Below are 16,718 nucleotides of genomic sequence, written 5' to 3'. Positions count from 1 at the left end.
CGCTCTCCGGCCCCCTGGTCACGCGGTGCGCGTCAGCCCGCGCCGGCGGGGGCCGTCGGTATGCGACTCGGCGGCCGGGGCTCCGTCGCCGGCCGGTCCGCGGCGGGCGGCGCGACGGGAGCGGACGGCCTCACGGGCCAGGCGCTCCTGCTGGGCCGTGCGGCGCAGCTCGGCGGATCGCATGCGGTGCAGTTCGAGTTCGTACACGGCGGGTTCCTCCCGGGGATCGGTGGCGTGTGCCGCTTTCCGCGACGCCCCCTACCCTCGCCGCCGGGCAGGGGCCGCCGCATCGGGAGAGTTCCGCATCTTCGCGCCCCGGACGGGCCGTTCGCGCGCGTAAGGGGCCTTAGGGCGCCCCGCGCCGTACGCGCGGGGTGTCCTAAGGCCCCTGGGACCCGCGCCCGCTCAGCCCGCGGAGGGCACGGCCAGCAGGGCGTCGGAGTACTTCAGGACGGCCAGCAGCAGGCCGATGACGCCGAGCGAGAGCCCTGCCCAGGCCACCGACCTGATCCAGGCGGCCTGCGGGCGGCCCGGGGCGCCGAACGCGGGCCGGACCAGCACCACCACGGCGGTGATCAGCGCGGCCAGCGCGAACAGCCCGGCCCACAGGGCGGTGGTGTGCCAGGCGTCGCCGTAGACCTCCTTGAGCTGGGTGCCGACGCTCGCGCTGGTGGACGTCCGCAGCTGGCCGATGAGCTGCTCGCGGGCGGAGGCGACGGTGCCGGCCCAGCCGCCGGTCAGCGAGACCAGGCCCAGCGCGGCGGAGACGACGGCACCGGCGCCCTGGCCGACCCCGGAGGGCACCTTGCCACCGGCGCCGTCCGGCTCGTCCCCCCGGGAGTCCTCGCCGTCCTCGGTGACCTCGGCGACTTCGGGCTCCCCGCCTTCCCTGCCGTTCCCGGCCCTACCGGCCTTACCGGTCTCCTCCACGGCCCCGGTTCCTCCCGGGGCCGTCGTCGTCTCGTCGTCCTGGTGCGCGTCGGTACCGGACGCGCTGCCCGCGGTCCCGGCTTCTTCCGCTGTCTTCGTTGCCATGCCGGGCACCGTACGGACGCTGTCTGAGAGGTCTCTTAATGATCGTTTCGTTCGGTACGCGCGCGTGCCGCGCGCCATTCGGGCGCCAGCACCGCCCAGATCTCCGTGCTGGTGCGCACACCCCGGTGCGGGTAGTTCTCGCGGAGCACGCCCTCGCGGGTCATGCCGAGCCGCCGGGCCACGTTGATGCTCGCCTCGTTGGCCGAGGACACCTGCCATTCCACCCGGTGCATGCCGCGCTCCTCGAAGGCCCAGTCGAGCAGGATCCGCATCCCGCGCGTGACCAGACCGCGCCCCGCTGCGGCCGGCTCCAGCCAGCAGCCGGCCTCGCAGACCCCGCTCGGGGTGTCCCAGACCCGGAACAGCAGCCCGCCGACGAGCTTGCCGTCCAGCCAGATCCCGTGCAGGCCGCCGGCGTCGGCGGCGCGCTTGTCGGCGTACGACTTCAGCCACGCGCGGGCCCCGTCGAGATCGGACACCGCGTCCGCGAGCCCTATGTGCCGGCCGATGAACTCCCGTCCACGGTCGATGTTCTCCAGCAGCTCACCGGCGTGCCAGACCTCCAGTGGCCGCAGTTCGGCACCGTCGTCACCGAGCGATGTCGCGTACACCAGCCGCACTTCCTTCCCGCAATTCGTCCGCCGGGACCGGTCGGTACGGCAAAAATACGTCAGTCGAACTGGTCCCCGAGCGCCATGATCATCGTCCCTGCGATCAGCGACCACAAGGCCCTGCGGGTACGGCCCTTGGCGCCCAGCACCGCGGCGAACGCGCACACGGCGGCGCCGAGGGCGTAGGCGGCGGGCACGAGCGCCGGGGCGGCGCCGGCGGATCTCAGCAGCGCGGCGGCCAGTCCCGCGCAGGTCAGCAGCGCCCCGGTGCCGACGGCGGCCCACCGGGCCCGCCGGGCGTCCGTCACGTACTCCTCGGCGCCCCCGGCGTACTCCTCGTCGGCTCCCGCGTACTGCTCGGCGCCCCCGGCCGGCTCCTCGGCGTCCCCGGCGGCTTCGTGCGCTTCGGCGGCCTCTTTCGTCGCGGGCTCGGCATCGGATTCGGTGGTGCTTCCCCTCATGGCGGGCGAGCGTACCTCCCACGGCGGCGAAAACCCGGTGCGGGGCGGCCGTCCCGGCTGCTAGGGATGGTTGCTTGTGACCAACACACCGACCACACCGGACGCGCTCACCCGCCGTGTCACCCACCCGCGCTACCCCCGCAGCAACGGCTACGACGCCCGCTGGACCATCGAGAACCAGATGGGCCCGCACGCGCTGTGGCTGCTGGAGTGGCTGGCGCCCGCGCTGGGGCTGGACGGGCTGCCGCCGGGCGCGCGCGTGCTCGACCTGGGCTGCGGGCGGGCGATGACCTCCGTCTTCCTGGCCCGCGAGTACGGCCTCCAGGTCACCGCCGCCGACCTGTGGGTGGACCCCGACGACAACGCCGTACGGCTCGCCGAGGCGGGTGTCGCCGACCGGGTGCTGCCCGTGCGCGCCGAGGCCCACGACTTGCCGTTCGCCGAAGGGTCCTTCGACGCGATCGTCTCCGTCGACGCCTACCAGTACTTCGGCACCGACGACCTGTATCTGCCGTCCCTGACCCGGCTGCTGAAGCCCGGCGGGCGGATCGGGGTCGTCGTCCCGTCGCTGCGCGAGGAGCCGGCGGGCGTAGAGCCGCCGGAGCACCTCGTGCCCTGGTGGGAGCCCGCCTTCTGGTGCTTCCACACCGCGGACTGGTGGCGGCGCCACTGGACCCGCAGCGGGGCCGTGGAGGTCGAGGCGGCGGACTGGCTGGAGCACGGCTGGCGGGACTGGCTGCTGTGGTGCGAGGTGGTCGCCGAGGAGAGCTCGGACGACTTCCACATCCGCATGTCGGGCCGGTGCGCGGAGATGCTCCGCGCGGATCAGGGGCGCGCGCTGGGATTCGTACGGGTCGTGGGACGCCGGGCGTAAACCGTACGCGATCATGCGTACGGCCCCGGAGAGCGTGTCTCCGGGGCCGTACGCGCGCGGGGTCAGCCCTCGCTGACGCCCAGCTTGTCCAGGATCAGCTCCTTGACGCGGGCCGCGTCGGCCTGGCCGCGGGTGGCCTTCATGACCGCGCCGACCAGGGCGCCGGCCGCGGCCACCTTGCCGCCGCGGATCTTGTCCGCGATGGCCGGGTTGCCGGCGATGGCCTCCTCGACGGCGGCGGTCAGCGCGCCCTCGTCCGAGACGACCTTCAGACCGCGCTTGTCCACCACCTCGTCCGGGGTGCCCTCGCCGGCGAGGACGCCCTCGATGACCTGGCGGGCCAGCTTGTCGTTCAGGTCCCCCTCGGCGACCAGCTCGGTGACCCGGGCCACCTGCTGCGGGGTGATCGCCAGCTCGTCCAGCGCCGTGCCGGACTCGTTGGCGCTGCGCGCGAGTTCGCCCATCCACCACTTGCGGGCGGCGGCCGCGTCGGCACCGGCGTCGATCGTGGCGACGATCAGGTCCAGCGCGCCCGCGTTCAGGATCGCCTGCATGTCGGTGGCGGAGATGCCCCACTCCGCCAGCAGGCGGGTACGGCGGGCCAGCGGCAGCTCGGGCAGGGCCGCCCGGATCTCCTCGACCCACTCGCGCGAGGGCGCGACGGGGACCAGGTCGGGCTCCGGGAAGTACCGGTAGTCCTCGGCCTCCTCCTTCACGCGACCCGAGGTCGTGGACCCGGTGTCCTCGTGGAAGTGGCGGGTCTCCTGGACGATCGTGCCGCCGCCGGAGAGCACGGCCGCGTGGCGCATGATCTCGTAGCGGGCCGCACGCTCGACCGAGCGCAGCGAGTTGACGTTCTTCGTCTCCGAGCGGGTGCCGAACTTGTCGGCGCCCTTGGGCATCAGCGACAGGTTGACGTCGCAGCGCATCTGGCCCATCTCCATGCGCGCCTCGGACACGCCGAGGGCGCGGATGACCTCGCGCAGCTCGCGGACGTACGCCTTCGCCACCTCGGGGGCGCGCTCGCCGGCGCCCACGATCGGCTTGGTGACGATCTCGATGAGCGGGATGCCGGCGCGGTTGTAGTCCAGCAGGGAGTGGGACGCGCCGTGGATGCGGCCGGTGGCGCCGCCGACGTGCGTCGACTTGCCGGTGTCCTCCTCCATGTGGGCGCGCTCGATCTCCACGCGGAAGGTCTCGCCGTCCTCCAGCTGCACGTCGAGGTAGCCGTTGAAGGCGATCGGCTCGTCGTACTGGGAGGTCTGGAAGTTCTTCGGCATGTCCGGATAGAAGTAGTTCTTCCGGGCGAAGCGGCACCACTCGGCGATCTCGCAGTTCAGCGCGAGACCGATCTTGATCGCCGACTCGACGCCGGTCGCGTTGACGACCGGGAGCGCGCCGGGCAGGCCGAGGCAGACGGGGCAGGTCTGGGAGTTCGGGTCGGCGCCGAGCGCCGTCGAACAGCCGCAGAACATCTTGGTCTTGGTGCCGAGTTCGACATGGACCTCGAGGCCCATGACGGGGTCGTACGCGGCCAGCGCGTCCTCGTACGACACCAGGTCGGTCGTGGTGGTCACGGTGAAAACTTCCCTCTCAGCCCAGCAGGACGTCGTCGTCGCCCAGCCGCTTCAGCTCGCGGTAGAGGATGGCGAGGCCGGTGGCGATGCCGGCGGCGGTGACGACGGCGTCGACGAGCCTCAGCGTGTCGTTCTCGGCGCGGGCCTTCTTGATCTGCTTCACGGCGCCGACCGCGCCGAACGCGGTGGCGGCCATGGACAGGTAGGTACCGGACTTGGACTTCTTGAAGCCCTTGGCCTTGGACAGTGCGTTCACAGCGACGGTGCCTCCTCCAGCAGCGGGTGACCCCACTTTTCCACGAAGGCGGCCTCGACGGCGGCGCCCACCTTGTACAGCCGGTCGTCCTTCAGCGCGGGGGCGATGATCTGCAGGCCCACCGGGAGGTTGTCCTCCGGCGCGAGACCGCAGGGCAGCGACATGGCCGCGTTGCCCGCCAGGTTGGTCGGGATGGTGCACAGGTCCGCGAGGTACATCGCCATCGGGTCGTCGGCGCGCTCGCCGATCGGGAAGGCGGTGGTCGGGGTCGTCGGGGAGACGATCACGTCGACCTGCTCGAAGGCCTTCTCGAAGTCCCGCGTGATGAGCGTGCGGACCTTCTGCGCGGAGCCGTAGTACGCGTCGTAGTAGCCGCTCGACAGGGCGTACGTGCCGAGCATGATCCGGCGCTTGACCTCGGGGCCGAAGCCGGCCTCGCGGGTCAGGGAGGTGACCTCCTCGGCGGAGTGCGTGCCGTCGTCGCCGGTCCGCCGGCCGTAGCGCAGGCCGTCGAAGCGGGCGAGGTTGGAGGAGCACTCGGACGGGGCGATCAGGTAGTACGCCGACAGGGCGAGGTCGAAGGACGGGCAGTCCAGCTCGACGATCTCGGCGCCCAGCTCCCTGAGCAGCTCGACCGACTCGTCGAAGCGCTGGATGACGCCGGCCTGGTAGCCCTCGCCGCGGAACTGCTTGACCACGCCGACGCGCATGCCCTGGACGCTGCCGTTGCGGGCGGCCTCGACCACCGGCGGGACGGGGGCGTCGATGGACGTGGAGTCCAGCGGGTCGTGGCCGGCGATCACCTCGTGCAGCAGCGCCGCGTCCAGGACCGTACGGGCGCAGGGGCCGCCCTGGTCCAGGGAGGAGGAGAAGGCGACCATGCCGTACCGGGACACCGCGCCGTAGGTCGGCTTCACGCCGACCGTGCCGGTGACGGCGGCCGGCTGGCGGATGGAGCCGCCGGTGTCGGTGCCGATGGCGAGCGGGGCCTCGTAGGCGGCGAGGGCGGCGGAGGAACCGCCGCCGGAACCGCCGGGGATCCGGGTGAGGTCCCAGGGGTTGCCGGTCGGGCCGTAGGCGCTGTTCTCGGTGGAGGACCCCATGGCGAACTCGTCCATGTTGGTCTTGCCGAGGATGACCACGTCGGCGGCCTTCAGCCGCTTGGTGAGCGTCGCGTCGTACGGCGGGATCCAGCCCTCCAGGATCTTCGAGCCGACGGTCGTGGGCACGCCCTCGGTGGTGAAGATGTCCTTGAGCGCGAGCGGGACGCCGGCCAGCGGGCCGAGCTTCTCGCCGCGGGCCCGCTTCTCGTCGACGGCGCGGGCCTGCGCGAGGGCGCCCTCGCGGTCGACGTGTAGGAAGGCGTGGACCTTCTCGTCCACGGCCTCGATCCGGGCGAGGTGGGCCTCGGTGACCTCGACCGCCGTCAGTTCGCCGGAGGCGATCTTCTCGGCGATCTGCGCGGCCGTGAGCTTGATGATGTTGCTCTCCGTCATGGTGGTCACTCCTCCCCCAGGATCTGCGGCACCTTGAAACGCTGCTGCTCCTGGGCCGGGGCGCCGGAGAGCGCCTGCTCGGGGGTGAGCGAGGGACGGACCTCGTCCGGCCGCATGACGTTCGTCAGCGGGAGCGGGTGCGAGGTCGGCGGTACGTCTTGGTCGGCGACCTCGCTGACGCGGGCGACCGCGCCGATGATGTCGTCGAGCTGTCCCGCGAAGTGGTCGAGTTCTTCGGGCTTCAGCTCCAGACGCGCCAGCCGGGCGAGGTGGGCGACCTCCTCGCGCGTGATGCCAGGCATGCAGCGATCCTCTGGGGTGAGTGTGTGTGGTTTGGGCCCAATCCTAGGGTGCCGGGCCCCGTGCCCGTGAAACGGTTTCCCCCGGGGGCCGCCTCAGCGGTGCCGTCCGTCCCAGGCCGCGCTCCTCAGGAAGTGGTTGTCGTACAGCTCCTGGACCTCCAGCAGGCTCTCCGGAGTGACCTCGCCCAGGCGGATCCGCTGGAGGTGGCGGAAGTACTCGAAGCGCTCGACGCCCGGCGTGATGACGACGAGCAGGTCGGCGGTGGCGCCGGGCGCGGCGGCGAAGGCATGGGGGCGGTCCGGCGGGACGATGACCAGGTCGCCGCGTCCGGCGGTGACCACGTCGTCGCCGGAGAGGATCTCGGCCTCGCCGTCGAGCAGGTAGAACATCTCGGCCGAGTGGTGGTGGACATGCGGGCGGGCGCCGTCGGCTCCCTCGGCGAGGGTGACCCGCACGGTGGACAGCGCGCCGCCGCTCGCGCTGCTGTCGGCCAGCAGCCTGACGGCCACGGGAGCGTCCCCGACCACCTCGGCCTCGGCGTCCCGGACCAGCACGGTGTCGTCGAACCGGGGCACGAACAGTGACATGACGGGTCTCCTCCGGGGGCCTGACACGGATGTGCCCGTACAACGATCATGGTGGCCGGGCCGATTCCCCCCGATGACGCGCGCCTGCGGATAGGACCCGGGGAGGGCTATTCTGCGGCCGGCAGGGCCGGGGTGGGACGCTGCCAGCCCCGGGAGCCGCGGGCCCGCAGCCAGGCCGTGGTCTCGTCGGGCGGCATGGCCGCGGCGACCAGCCAGCCCTGCACCGCGTCGCAGCCCAGGTCCCGCAGCCGCTCCCAGGTCTCGTCGTCCTCCACGCCCTCGGCGACGACCAGCAGCCCCAGCGAATGGGCCAGGTCCACCGTGCAGCGGACGATCTCGGCGTCCTCGGCGTCCACGGCCAGCCGGGCCACGAAGGAACGGTCGATCTTCAGCTCGCTGACCGGCAGCCGCCGCAGGTGCACCAGGGAGGAGTACCCGGTGCCGAAGTCGTCCAGGGACATCTTCACGCCGTGCCCGGTGAGTCCGGCGAGGGTGTCGGCGGCCCGCTGCGGATCCTCCAGCAGCACGTGCTCGGTGATCTCCAGCTGGAGCGCCCCGGCCGGGACCCCGTGCCGGGCCAGGCGGGCGGCGACGGAGCCGGCGAAGCCGGGCGTGTGGACGTCGCGCGGGGAGACGTTGACGGCGACCGGGACCCGCAGGCCCTGGGCGCGCCAGCGGGCGACCTGGCCGAGCGCGGTCTCCAGGACGTACTCGGTGAGGTGGGGCATCAGCCCGGAGGACTCGGCGATCGCTATGAACTCGTCCGGCGGCACCTTGCCGCGCTCGGGGTGCACCCAGCGGACCAGCGCCTCCAGGCCGGCCACCTGCCCGTCGAAGCGGACCTTGGGCTGGTAGTGCAGCTGGACCTCGTGCGCGTCCAGGGCCCGGCGCAGATCGCCGAGCAGGCCGAGGCGGTCGGGGGTGTTGGAGTCCCGCTTGGACTCGTAGACCTCGACGCCGGTGCGGTCCCGCTTCGCCTGGTACATGGCGACGTCGGCGCGGCGGAGCATCCCCTCGGCGTCGAGGGCGTGATCGGGGAAGACGGCGACACCGGCGCTGGCCTCCAGGACGAGGGTGAGGCCGTCCAGGTCGAGCGGGGAGCTGAGGGCGGTGACGAGACCGCGGGCAACGCGCGTCGCCGACGTGGTGGAGTCGGCGACGGGGAGTAACACGGCGAACTCGTCACCGCCGAGCCGGGCGGCCTCGGCGCCGCGCGGCAGGGCGAGCCGGAGCCGGTCGGCGATCTGGAGCAGCAGCCGGTCACCGGCCAGATGACCGAGCGTGTCGTTCACCGAGCGGAAACGGTCGAGGTCGATCAGCATGAGCGCGGCGCGTGCCCCGATGCGGTCGGCGTCGTCCAGCGCGGTCCAGATGCGCTCCAGCAGCCACTGCCGGTTGGGCAGCCCGGTCAGCGGGTCGCGCAGCTGCTCCTCGGCGCGGGCGCGGGCCATCCACAGCGTGGAGTCCAGGGCGATGAGCGGGATGGCGAAGAGCGGGAGCAGGATCGGCTCGGCGTCGGCGACGACGCACAGCAGCGGTGCCATGCCGAGCAGCGCGACGGCGACCAGCCCCTGCCGGACCAGGGCGGTGCGGGCGATGGTGGGCAGTTTGCCGTCGCGCGGCGCGTTCAGGTACCACAGCAGGCCGCGGCTGACGGCGAGGTAGGCGACCGCCACCAGGACGACCTGGGGGGCGGTGGCGATGCTCCAGTGGCCGGGCCGCCAGGGGGTCTCGACGCTCGGGACCCGGCCGGACGCGCCGAGCAGCAGGGCGCCGGCGCCGATGCCGAGGATGTCCACCGCGCCGTGCAGCACGCCCTGGCGCCAGCGGTGCCGGCGGGCGATGCCGACCAGGACGACGACGGTGAGGGAGACCAGTCCGGCGGGCAGCCAGCCGTACAGCAGCAGGACGGCGAGGGTCAGGGCGGCGCCGGATCCGGTGCCGCCCCACCAGCGGGCCCGGCCCAGCATGACGAGGTGGCCGACGATGACGCCGGTGAGCAGGGCGAGCGCCCAGCCGACCGTGCCGTGCGGGAAGAGGGCGTGGTGGCCGGCGTAGGCGCGGTAGAACCCGGCGCCCAGGACGAACGCCGCGGCGGCGACGACGGCCGCGGGCAGCGCCGGCCAGGACAGGTGCCGCTCGGTGCCGGCGCCGGTCAGGCCGGGGGCGGCTTCGGCGGCCGGCGGGAGCGGGCGGGCGGGCTCGGTGGCCGCGCCCGGGCCGGCCGGGCGCGGGGCGGCGGGGCGCGGCCGTGCTCCCGTACGGCCCTCGGCCCACCCGGTCCACCGGTTCTCGCGCCGGGCCCCCGCACGGCGGCGCGGACGCAGCCGAGCGTCAAGGGCGGCGCTCTCGGTCGGTTCCATTCCCGTCCCTCTCACAGCCGGCGGTGCCCACGCCACGCGGTCCGATGCCCGACAACCCTCAGCGGCTCCGCGTCGAAGAAGCCCTCCCCGGGCCGGTCGAGGGCACGGAGATGCCCCGGCCGCAGCTGGGCACGGCGGGCGCACACCTCAACAGTAGGCCGCGGAAGGCTTCCACGGGCAGCGGTCGCCGACGGTCGCCCGAATGCGCCCGGGCCACCCGTATGCAACTGATATGCGCCGAACGGGTGGCCTTCAACCGCTACTCCTCGGTCGGAAGCGCGACTTCGGCCGCCGCTTCGGGGCCCTGCTCCAGCAGGATCTGGAAACCGTCCTCATTCAGCACAGGAACCTTCATCTGCATGGCCTTGTCGTACTTCGATCCGGGGTTGTCGCCCACCACGACGAACGAGGTCTTCTTCGAGACGGAACCGGTCACCTTCGCGCCCCGGCTCTGCAGTGCCTCCTTGGCGCCGTCCCGGGTGAAGTGCTCCAGCGTGCCGGTGACGACGACCGTGAGCCCCTCCAGCGGGCGCGGCCCCTCGTCCTCGCCGGGCGCCTCGTCCTCCAGCGGGACCCCGGCGGCCTTCCACTTGCGGACGATCTCGCGGTGCCAGTCCTCGGCGAACCACTCCTTGAGCGCGGCGGCGATGATCGGGCCGACGCCGTCGGTGGCCGCCAGCTCCTCCTCGGTCGCCTGCTCGATGCGGTCGACGGAGCGGAACTCGCGGGCGAGGGCCTGCGCGGCGACCGGGCCCACGTGCCGGATGGACAGCCCGTTCAGGAAGCGGGCCAGCGGACGGGACTTGGCCGCCTCGATGTTGGCCAGCAGGGCGAGGGTGTTCTTCTTCGGCTCCCCCTTCTGGTTGGCGAAGACCGTGACGACCTTGTCCTCGCCGGTCTTGGGGTCGCGCTTGGGCAGTCCGCTGGCCGGGTCCAGAACGTACGCCTTGATGGGCAGCAGCTTCTCCACCGTCAGGTCGAACAGGTCGCCCTCGTCCACCAGCGGCGGGTCGGCCGGCTCCAGCGGCCGGGTGAGCGCGGCGGCGGCCACCTCGCCGAAGTGCTCGATGTCCAGGCACTCGCGGCCCGCCAGGTACGACACCCGCTCGCGCAACTGCGCCGGGCAGGTACGGGCGTTGGGGCAGCGCAGGTCGACGTCGCCCTCCTTCATGGGCCGCAGCGGCGTACCGCACTCCGGGCACGCGTCCGGCATCACGAACTCCCGCTCGCTGCCGTCCCGCAGGTCGACCACCGGGCCGAGGATCTCCGGGATGACGTCGCCGGCCTTGCGCAGCACCACGGTGTCCCCGATGAGGACGCCCTTGGCCTTGACGACCTCCTGGTTGTGCAGGGTGGCGAACTCCACCTCGCTGCCCGCGACCGTGACCGGCTCCACCTGGGCGTACGGCGTGACCCGGCCGGTGCGGCCGACGCCCACCTTGATGTCGACCAGCTTGGTGTTGACCTCCTCCGGCGCGTACTTGTAGGCGATCGCCCAGCGCGGCGCCCGCGCGGTGGAGCCGAGCCGCCCCTGGAGGCGGATCTCGTCCAGCTTGATCACGGCACCGTCGATCTCGTGCTCGACGGAGTGCCGGTTCTCGCCGTAGTGCGCGATGAACTCCCGCACGCCGTCCAGGCCGTCGACCACGCGGTTGTGCGGGGAGGTGGGCAGGCCCCAGGTCTTCAGCAGGTCGTACGCCTGGGAGAGCCGGGTCAGGCCGGTGAAGCCCTCCAGGGCGCCGATGCCGTGCACCACCATGTGCAGCGGGCGGGTCGCGGTGACGCGCGGGTCCTTCTGGCGCAGCGAACCGGCGGCGGCGTTGCGGGGGTTGGCGAACGGCTTGTCACCGGCCGCGACCAGGCGTTCGTTCAGTTCGAGGAACTTCTCCATCGGGAAGTACACCTCACCGCGGATCTCCACCAGGTCGGGCACCTCCTCGCCGCCGAGGCGGTCGGGGATCTCCGCGATGGTGCGGACGTTCGGCGTGATGTCCTCGCCGGTGCGGCCGTCGCCCCGGGTGGCCGCGCGGGTCAGCCGGCCCTTCTCGTAGGTGAGGTTGACCGCGAGGCCGTCCACCTTCAGCTCGCACAGGAAGTGGTAGGTCTGGTCGCCCAGTTCCCGCGCGATGCGGTCGGCCCAGGCGGCCAGTTCCTCGTCGTTGAACGTGTTGTCCAGCGACAGCATCCGCTGGCGGTGCGCGACGGCGGTGAACTCCGTCTCGTAGGAGCCGGCGACCTTCTGGGTGGGCGAGTCCGGGGTGCGCAGCTCCGGATAGCGCGCCTCCAGTTCCTCCAGGGACTTCAGGAGCCCGTCGAACTCCGCGTCGCTGACGACGGGAGCGTCCTTCACGTAGTACCGGAAGCGGTGCTCCTCGACCTGCTCCGCCAGCCGCGCGTGGGTCTCGCGGGCCTCGGCGGGCACCGCTGTCGTCTCCGCTTGCTTGTCGCCGGCCACCGTGTTGTCCTCCGTTACTCAGGGTTGTCCGCGAGGGATCTCGCCGCCTGGACGCAGTGGGCGAGCGCCCGGCGCGCGTAGGCGGGGGAAGCGCCCGCCAGACCGCACGCCGGGGTCACCGTGACCGCCTCCGCGAGCAACCCCGGATGAAGCCCCAGCCTGCGCCACAGCGTCCTGACACCCATGACGCTACCGGCAGGGTCCGACAACGGGCCGTCCGTGCCCGGCACGACACCGGCGAACAGCCGCGTACCCGACTCGACGGCCTCACCGATCAGGTCGTCGTCACGCTCGGTGAGCAGCGCGAAGTCGAAGGAGACGGCCGCCGCGCCGGCCCGCCGCAGCAGCGCGAACGGCACGTCCGGGGCGCAGGAGTGCACGGTCACCGGCCCGCCGTCGTGCGCCGCGACGACGTCCCGGAGCGTGGCCTCCACGACCTGCCGGTCCACGGCGCGGTGGGTGCGGTAGCCGCTGGCGGTGCGGACCCGGCCGCGCAGCACGGCGGTCAGGGAGGGCTCGTCGAGCTGGAGGACGAGCCGGGCGCCCGGGACGCGCCGCCGCACCTCGGCGAGGTGCAGCCGCAGTCCCTCGGCGAGCGAGGCGGCGAGGTCCCGGCAGGCGCCGGGGTCCGACAGGGCGGCCTCGCCGTTCCTCAGCTCCAGCGCGGCGGCCAGCGTCCACGGCCCGACGGCCTGCACCTTCAGGTCGCCCTCGTAGCCCTGGGTGAACTCCTCCAGGGCGTCCAGGTCCTCGACGAGCCAGGACCGGGCCCGCCGGGTGTCCCGGCCCGGCCGGTCCCCGATCCGCCAGCCGCTCGGCTCCACGCGCGCGTACAGCTCGACGAGCATCCCGGCGGTCCGGCCGATCATGTCGGCGCCGGGCCCGCGCGCGGGCAGCTCGGCGAGGAACGGGAAGTCCTCGAAGCTGCCGGTGACGGTCTTGGCGGCCTCCCTGGCGTCGGTGCCGGGCAGGGAGCCCACGCCGGTGGCTCCCGGGAACCTGAACTGGCTGTTTTCGCTCACCAGGGAAGCCTACGGAACCCGGCGGCCCCGGTCGGTACGGGCCCGGGTCAGCTCCCCGGGCGGACCGACAGGTCGTTGACCTCCGCGTCCCGGGGCAGGTCCAGGGCCATCAGGATGGTCGTGGCGACGGACTCGGGGTCGATCCACTTGCCCGGGTCGTAGTCCTTGCCCTCCTGCTGGTGCACCTTGGCCTGCATGGGGCTGGCGGTGCGGCCGGGGTAGACGGAGGTGACGCGGACGCCGCTCGCGCGCTCCTCCTGGCGCAGGGCGTCGGCGAGGGCCTTCAGGCCGTGCTTGGAGGCGGCGTACCCGGACCAGCCGGCACTCGCGCTCAGTCCGGCCCCGGAGTTGACGAACACCACCTGGCCGCGGGCCGCCCGCAGCTGCGGCAGGAAGTGCCGGGTCAGCTCGGCGGGCGCGATCAGGTTGACGTTCAGCTGGTGGTGCCAGGACTTCGGGGTGAGGTCGCCGACCTGGCCCAGCTCGACGACGCCGGCGATGTGCAGCAGGGAGTCCACCCGGTCCGGCAGCGTCTGGTGGGAGAAGGCCCAGGACAGCTTGTCCGGGTCCGCGAGGTCGCCGACCAGGGTGCGGGCGCCGGGGAACCCGGCCGCCAGCTCCTTGGCGCGGCCCGCGTCGCGCGCGTGCAGCACGAGGGCGTCCCCGCGCGCGTGCAGCCGGCGGGCCACGGCCGCGCCGATGCCGGAACCGGCCCCGGTGATCACATGAGTAGCCATGGGGCCCATGCTCGCATCAGTGCCCGGCGAGCTGCTCCTCCAGGTGGGCCAGGGCGCCGGCGGGCTCGTCGGCGAAGAAGACCAGCTCGGCCAGCGGGCGGGGCAGGAAGCCCTCGGCCTCCATGCGGCGGAACTGCTCGCGCAGGCCGTCGTAGAAGCCCGCCGTGTTCAGCAGCACGACCGGCTTCTCGGTGCGGCCGTGCTTCTTCAGCTCCAGGATCTCGGTGGCCTCGTCCAGGGTGCCGGTGCCGCCCACCATGATCACCACGGCGTCGGCCTTCTCCAGCAGCAGCTTCTTGCGCTCGGCGAGGTCGGCCGCGATGATCATCTCGTCGGCGCCGGGCCGCGCCTTGTTCGCCAGGAACTCGACGGAGACGCCCAGCAGCCTGCCGCCCGCCTCCTGCACACCGTCGGCGACCACCTTCATCAGACCGCTGTCGGAGCCGCCCCAGACCAGGGTGTGACCGGCCTTGCCGATCAGTTCCGCGAACTGGCGCGCGGGGCGCGTGTACCGCTCGTCGAGGTCGGCGGCGGACAGGAAGACGCAGATGTTCATGGCTCATACCGTACGGCGCCCGGGCCGGGCGGGAAGAAGCGCGGTCCGTCCGGTGCTGTTCAGGTATGACCGATGGACACACGATCACGATCCAGAAGAGCGAGCGGCACGTGCGCGCGGTGCGCGACGGCCAGGTGCTCGCGGAGACCGACCGTCCGCTGGAGCTGCGCGAGACGGGCTGTCCGGTGCGGTACTACATCCCCGCCGAGGACGTACGCCTCGATCTGCTGACCCCCTCCGACACGCACACCGTCTGCCCGTACAAGGGCACGGCGTCCTACTGGTCGCTGCCGGACGCGGCCGACCTCGTCTGGGCGTACCCCGAGCCCAAGCCCGGCATGGCGGAACTGAAGGACCACTACTGCTTCTACGACACCGAGGTCTCCTGACCGTCCCGGGTACCGCCGTGTCGTGACCGGTGAGCGGGGTGCCGTGCGGCAGTCTGCACGGGCATGGACAAGAAGACGACTTCCCGCGACGGCACCCCGCTCGCGTACCACGTGACCGGCCACGGGCCGACGGTGATCCTGGTGAGCGGTGCGATGTCCACCGGCGGCACCCTGCTGCCCCTGGCCGAGCGTCTCGCGGAGCGCTGCACGGCCGTCGTCCACGACCGCCGGGGCCGCGGCGAGAGCGGCGACACGGCGCCGTACGCGGTCGACCGCGAGGTGGAGGACCTGGCCGCGCTGATCGACGCCGTGGGCGGCGAGGCGGCCCTGTGCGGGGTCTCCTCGGGCGGCGCGCTGGTCCTGCGCGCGGCGGCCGGCGGGGTGCCGGTGACCCGGGCGGCTGTGTACGAGGTGCCGTACGCCGACCACCTGGCGGACGGCCGGGCGCGCGCGGCGGCCTACACGGAGCAATTGACCGAGGCCCTGGCCGAGGGCCGGCGCGGGGACGCGGTGGAGCTGTTCCTGCGCCACACCGGCCTCGGCGAGGAGATGATCCTGCGCGCCCGCCAGTCCCCGATGTGGGCGGGCCTGGAGACGCTGGCGCCCAGCCTCGCCCACGACGACGCGGTCATGGGCGACGGCCTGCTCCCCCGGGACCTGCTCGCCGGGATCCAGGTACCCGTCCTCGCGGTCGCGGGCGGCGCGAGCCCGGAGTGGATGCACCGGGCCGGCCAGGCGGTCGCGGAGGCCGTGCCGCGGGGCACGTACCGCGTCCTGCCGGGCCAGACCCACATGGTGGAACCGGACGTGCTGGGGCCGGTGCTGGCGGAGTTCTTCGCCGGCCAGGGCCCTTCGTGACTCAGACCGCCGTCGCCGCCGTCGCGCGCGTGGTGGACGCGATCGTCGCCGAGCCCACCACGCGCGTGCCGTCGTAGAGCACGACGGCCTGGCCGGGGGCGACGCCGCGGACCGGCTCGGTGAAGGTCACGCGCAGTTCGCCGGCCACGAGTTCGGCGCTCACCTCGGTCTCGCCGCCGTGCGCGCGCAGCTGGGCCGTGTAGGTGCCGGGGCCGGTGGGGGCGGTGCCGCACCAGCGGGGCCTGATCGCGGTGAGCGCGGTGACGTCCAGGGCCTCGGCCGGGCCGACGGTGACCGTGTTGGTGACCGGGGAGATGTCCAGGACGTAGCGCGGCTTGCCGTCCGGGGCCGGGGTGCCGATCCGCAGGCCCTTGCGCTGGCCGACGGTGAAGCCGTACGCGCCCTCGTGGGTGCCCAGCTTGCTGCCGGACTCGTCCACGATGTCGCCCTCGGCCTTGCCGAGCCGCCGGGCCAGGAAGCCCTGGGTGTCGCCGTCGGCGATGAAGCAGATGTCGTGCGAGTCGGGCTTCTTGGCCACCGCGAGGCCCCGGCGCTCGGCCTCCGCTCGGATCTCCTCCTTGGTGGTGACCGTGTCGCCGAGCGGGAACATCGCGTGCGCGAGCTGCTTGTCGTCCAGCACACCGAGGACGTACGACTGGTCCTTGGCCATGTCGGAGGCGCGGTGCAGCTCGCGGGAGCCGTCCTCCTTGACGATCACCTTGGCGTAGTGGCCGGTGCACACGGCGTCGAAGCCGAGGGCCAGCGCCTTGTCCAGCAGCGCCGCGAACTTGATCTTCTCGTTGCAGCGCAGGCACGGGTTCGGGGTGCGGCCGGCCTCGTACTCGGCGACGAAGTCCTCGACGACGTCCTCGCGGAAGCGGTCGGCGAGGTCCCAGACGTAGAACGGGATGCCGATGACGTCGGCCGCGCGGCGGGCGTCGCGCGAGTCCTCGATGGTGCAACAGCCCCGCGCGCCGGTGCGGAACGACTGCGGGTTCGCGGAGAGCGCGAGGTGCACGCCGGTGACGTCGTGGCCTGCCTCCGCGGCACGCGCGGCGGCGACGGCGGAGTCCACTCCGCCGGACATGGCGGCGAGGACGCGGAGGGGGCGGGTGCGCTGCGAGGTGTCAGTCATAAC

At 73.0% G+C, this 16,718-nt stretch carries 18 protein-coding genes; 3 read left to right on the top strand and 15 right to left on the bottom strand.

What is annotated here, in order from left to right; all coding sequences use genetic code 11:
• Window positions 1–18 precede the first annotated feature (18 nt).
• The 4 genes from AB0E62_RS32585 to AB0E62_RS32570 all read right to left on the bottom strand — a co-directional run bounded on the left by AB0E62_RS32585 (window position 19) and on the right by AB0E62_RS32570 (window position 2,107).
• Entirely contained in the window at window positions 19–207 is a 189-nt protein-coding gene (locus AB0E62_RS32585) for a hypothetical protein (RefSeq protein WP_362202020.1), read from the bottom strand.
• Between the two features lie 198 nt (window positions 208–405).
• Window positions 406–1,035 carry a hypothetical protein gene (locus tag AB0E62_RS32580; protein WP_362202017.1) on the bottom strand — a complete coding sequence of 210 codons (630 nt, stop codon included), beginning with the start codon at window positions 1,033–1,035 and terminating at the stop codon, window positions 406–408.
• Window positions 1,036–1,070: 35 nt separating this feature from the next.
• Window positions 1,071–1,646, bottom strand: a complete 576-nt coding sequence (locus AB0E62_RS32575; RefSeq protein WP_362202014.1) for a GNAT family protein — start codon at window positions 1,644–1,646, stop codon at window positions 1,071–1,073.
• A gap of 59 nt (window positions 1,647–1,705) precedes the next feature.
• Window positions 1,706–2,107 carry a hypothetical protein gene (locus tag AB0E62_RS32570; RefSeq protein ID WP_362202011.1) on the bottom strand — a complete coding sequence of 134 codons (402 nt, stop codon included), beginning with the start codon at window positions 2,105–2,107 and terminating at the stop codon, window positions 1,706–1,708.
• 70 nt (window positions 2,108–2,177) lie between these two features.
• Between AB0E62_RS32570 and AB0E62_RS32565 the strand changes: the two genes are divergently transcribed.
• On the top strand, window positions 2,178–2,981 hold the full coding sequence (locus tag AB0E62_RS32565; protein ID WP_362202008.1) for a methyltransferase domain-containing protein: 804 nt from the start codon (window positions 2,178–2,180) through the stop codon (window positions 2,979–2,981).
• 62 nt (window positions 2,982–3,043) lie between these two features.
• Here the strand turns inward: AB0E62_RS32565 and gatB are convergent, their stop codons facing one another.
• From gatB to AB0E62_RS32515, 10 genes are all read right to left on the bottom strand, one after another.
• The gene (gene gatB / locus AB0E62_RS32560; RefSeq protein ID WP_362202005.1) at window positions 3,044–4,558 is read right to left on the bottom strand and encodes an Asp-tRNA(Asn)/Glu-tRNA(Gln) amidotransferase subunit GatB; all 1,515 of its coding nucleotides are present in this window, start codon (window positions 4,556–4,558) and stop codon (window positions 3,044–3,046) included.
• Between the two features lie 16 nt (window positions 4,559–4,574).
• A complete protein-coding gene (locus tag AB0E62_RS32555) occupies window positions 4,575–4,814 on the bottom strand; it encodes a hypothetical protein (protein ID WP_362202002.1) in 240 nt (79 codons plus the stop codon).
• Entirely contained in the window at window positions 4,811–6,310 is a 1,500-nt protein-coding gene (gatA, locus tag AB0E62_RS32550) for an Asp-tRNA(Asn)/Glu-tRNA(Gln) amidotransferase subunit GatA (protein ID WP_362201999.1), read from the bottom strand. Before gatA ends, AB0E62_RS32555 begins: the two co-directional genes overlap by 4 nt.
• A 5-nt stretch (window positions 6,311–6,315) precedes the next feature.
• Window positions 6,316–6,612, bottom strand: coding sequence for an Asp-tRNA(Asn)/Glu-tRNA(Gln) amidotransferase subunit GatC (gene gatC, locus AB0E62_RS32545; protein ID WP_004925108.1), 297 nt, complete (start codon window positions 6,610–6,612; stop codon window positions 6,316–6,318).
• A 93-nt stretch (window positions 6,613–6,705) separates the two neighbouring features.
• Complete coding sequence (locus AB0E62_RS32540; RefSeq protein ID WP_362201996.1) at window positions 6,706–7,200, bottom strand: cupin domain-containing protein; 495 nt, start codon at window positions 7,198–7,200, stop codon at window positions 6,706–6,708.
• Window positions 7,201–7,307: 107 nt separating this feature from the next.
• Window positions 7,308–9,563 (bottom strand): bifunctional diguanylate cyclase/phosphodiesterase, encoded by a 2,256-nt coding sequence (locus tag AB0E62_RS32535; protein ID WP_362201993.1) that lies wholly within the window; start codon window positions 9,561–9,563, stop codon window positions 7,308–7,310.
• 259 nt (window positions 9,564–9,822) lie between these two features.
• Window positions 9,823–12,018 carry an NAD-dependent DNA ligase LigA gene (gene ligA, locus AB0E62_RS32530; RefSeq protein WP_362201990.1) on the bottom strand — a complete coding sequence of 732 codons (2,196 nt, stop codon included), beginning with the start codon at window positions 12,016–12,018 and terminating at the stop codon, window positions 9,823–9,825.
• A 14-nt stretch (window positions 12,019–12,032) separates the two neighbouring features.
• A complete protein-coding gene (locus AB0E62_RS32525) occupies window positions 12,033–13,040 on the bottom strand; it encodes a methionine synthase (RefSeq protein WP_362201987.1) in 1,008 nt (335 codons plus the stop codon).
• Window positions 13,041–13,087: 47 nt separating this feature from the next.
• Window positions 13,088–13,786, bottom strand: coding sequence for an SDR family oxidoreductase (locus AB0E62_RS32520; RefSeq protein WP_362201984.1), 699 nt, complete (start codon window positions 13,784–13,786; stop codon window positions 13,088–13,090).
• A gap of 7 nt (window positions 13,787–13,793) precedes the next feature.
• A complete protein-coding gene (locus AB0E62_RS32515; protein ID WP_362201981.1) occupies window positions 13,794–14,333 on the bottom strand; it encodes a TIGR00730 family Rossman fold protein in 540 nt (179 codons plus the stop codon).
• A 65-nt stretch (window positions 14,334–14,398) separates the two neighbouring features.
• On the opposite strand from AB0E62_RS32515, the gene AB0E62_RS32510 reads away from it, so the two are divergent.
• On the top strand, window positions 14,399–14,722 hold the full coding sequence (locus AB0E62_RS32510) for a DUF427 domain-containing protein (RefSeq protein WP_362201978.1): 324 nt from the start codon (window positions 14,399–14,401) through the stop codon (window positions 14,720–14,722).
• 63 nt (window positions 14,723–14,785) lie between these two features.
• Complete coding sequence (locus AB0E62_RS32505; RefSeq protein WP_362201975.1) at window positions 14,786–15,580, top strand: alpha/beta hydrolase; 795 nt, start codon at window positions 14,786–14,788, stop codon at window positions 15,578–15,580.
• 1 nt (window position 15,581) lies between these two features.
• Here the strand turns inward: AB0E62_RS32505 and mnmA are convergent, their stop codons facing one another.
• The gene (mnmA, locus tag AB0E62_RS32500; RefSeq protein WP_362201972.1) at window positions 15,582–16,715 is read right to left on the bottom strand and encodes a tRNA 2-thiouridine(34) synthase MnmA; all 1,134 of its coding nucleotides are present in this window, start codon (window positions 16,713–16,715) and stop codon (window positions 15,582–15,584) included.
• Window positions 16,716–16,718: the final 3 nt, after the last annotated feature.

Source organism: Streptomyces sp. NPDC038707, from assembly GCF_040636485.1.
Lineage (GTDB): Bacteria > Actinomycetota > Actinomycetes > Streptomycetales > Streptomycetaceae > Streptomyces.
This window is presented reverse-complemented; position numbering and strand designations above follow the sequence as displayed.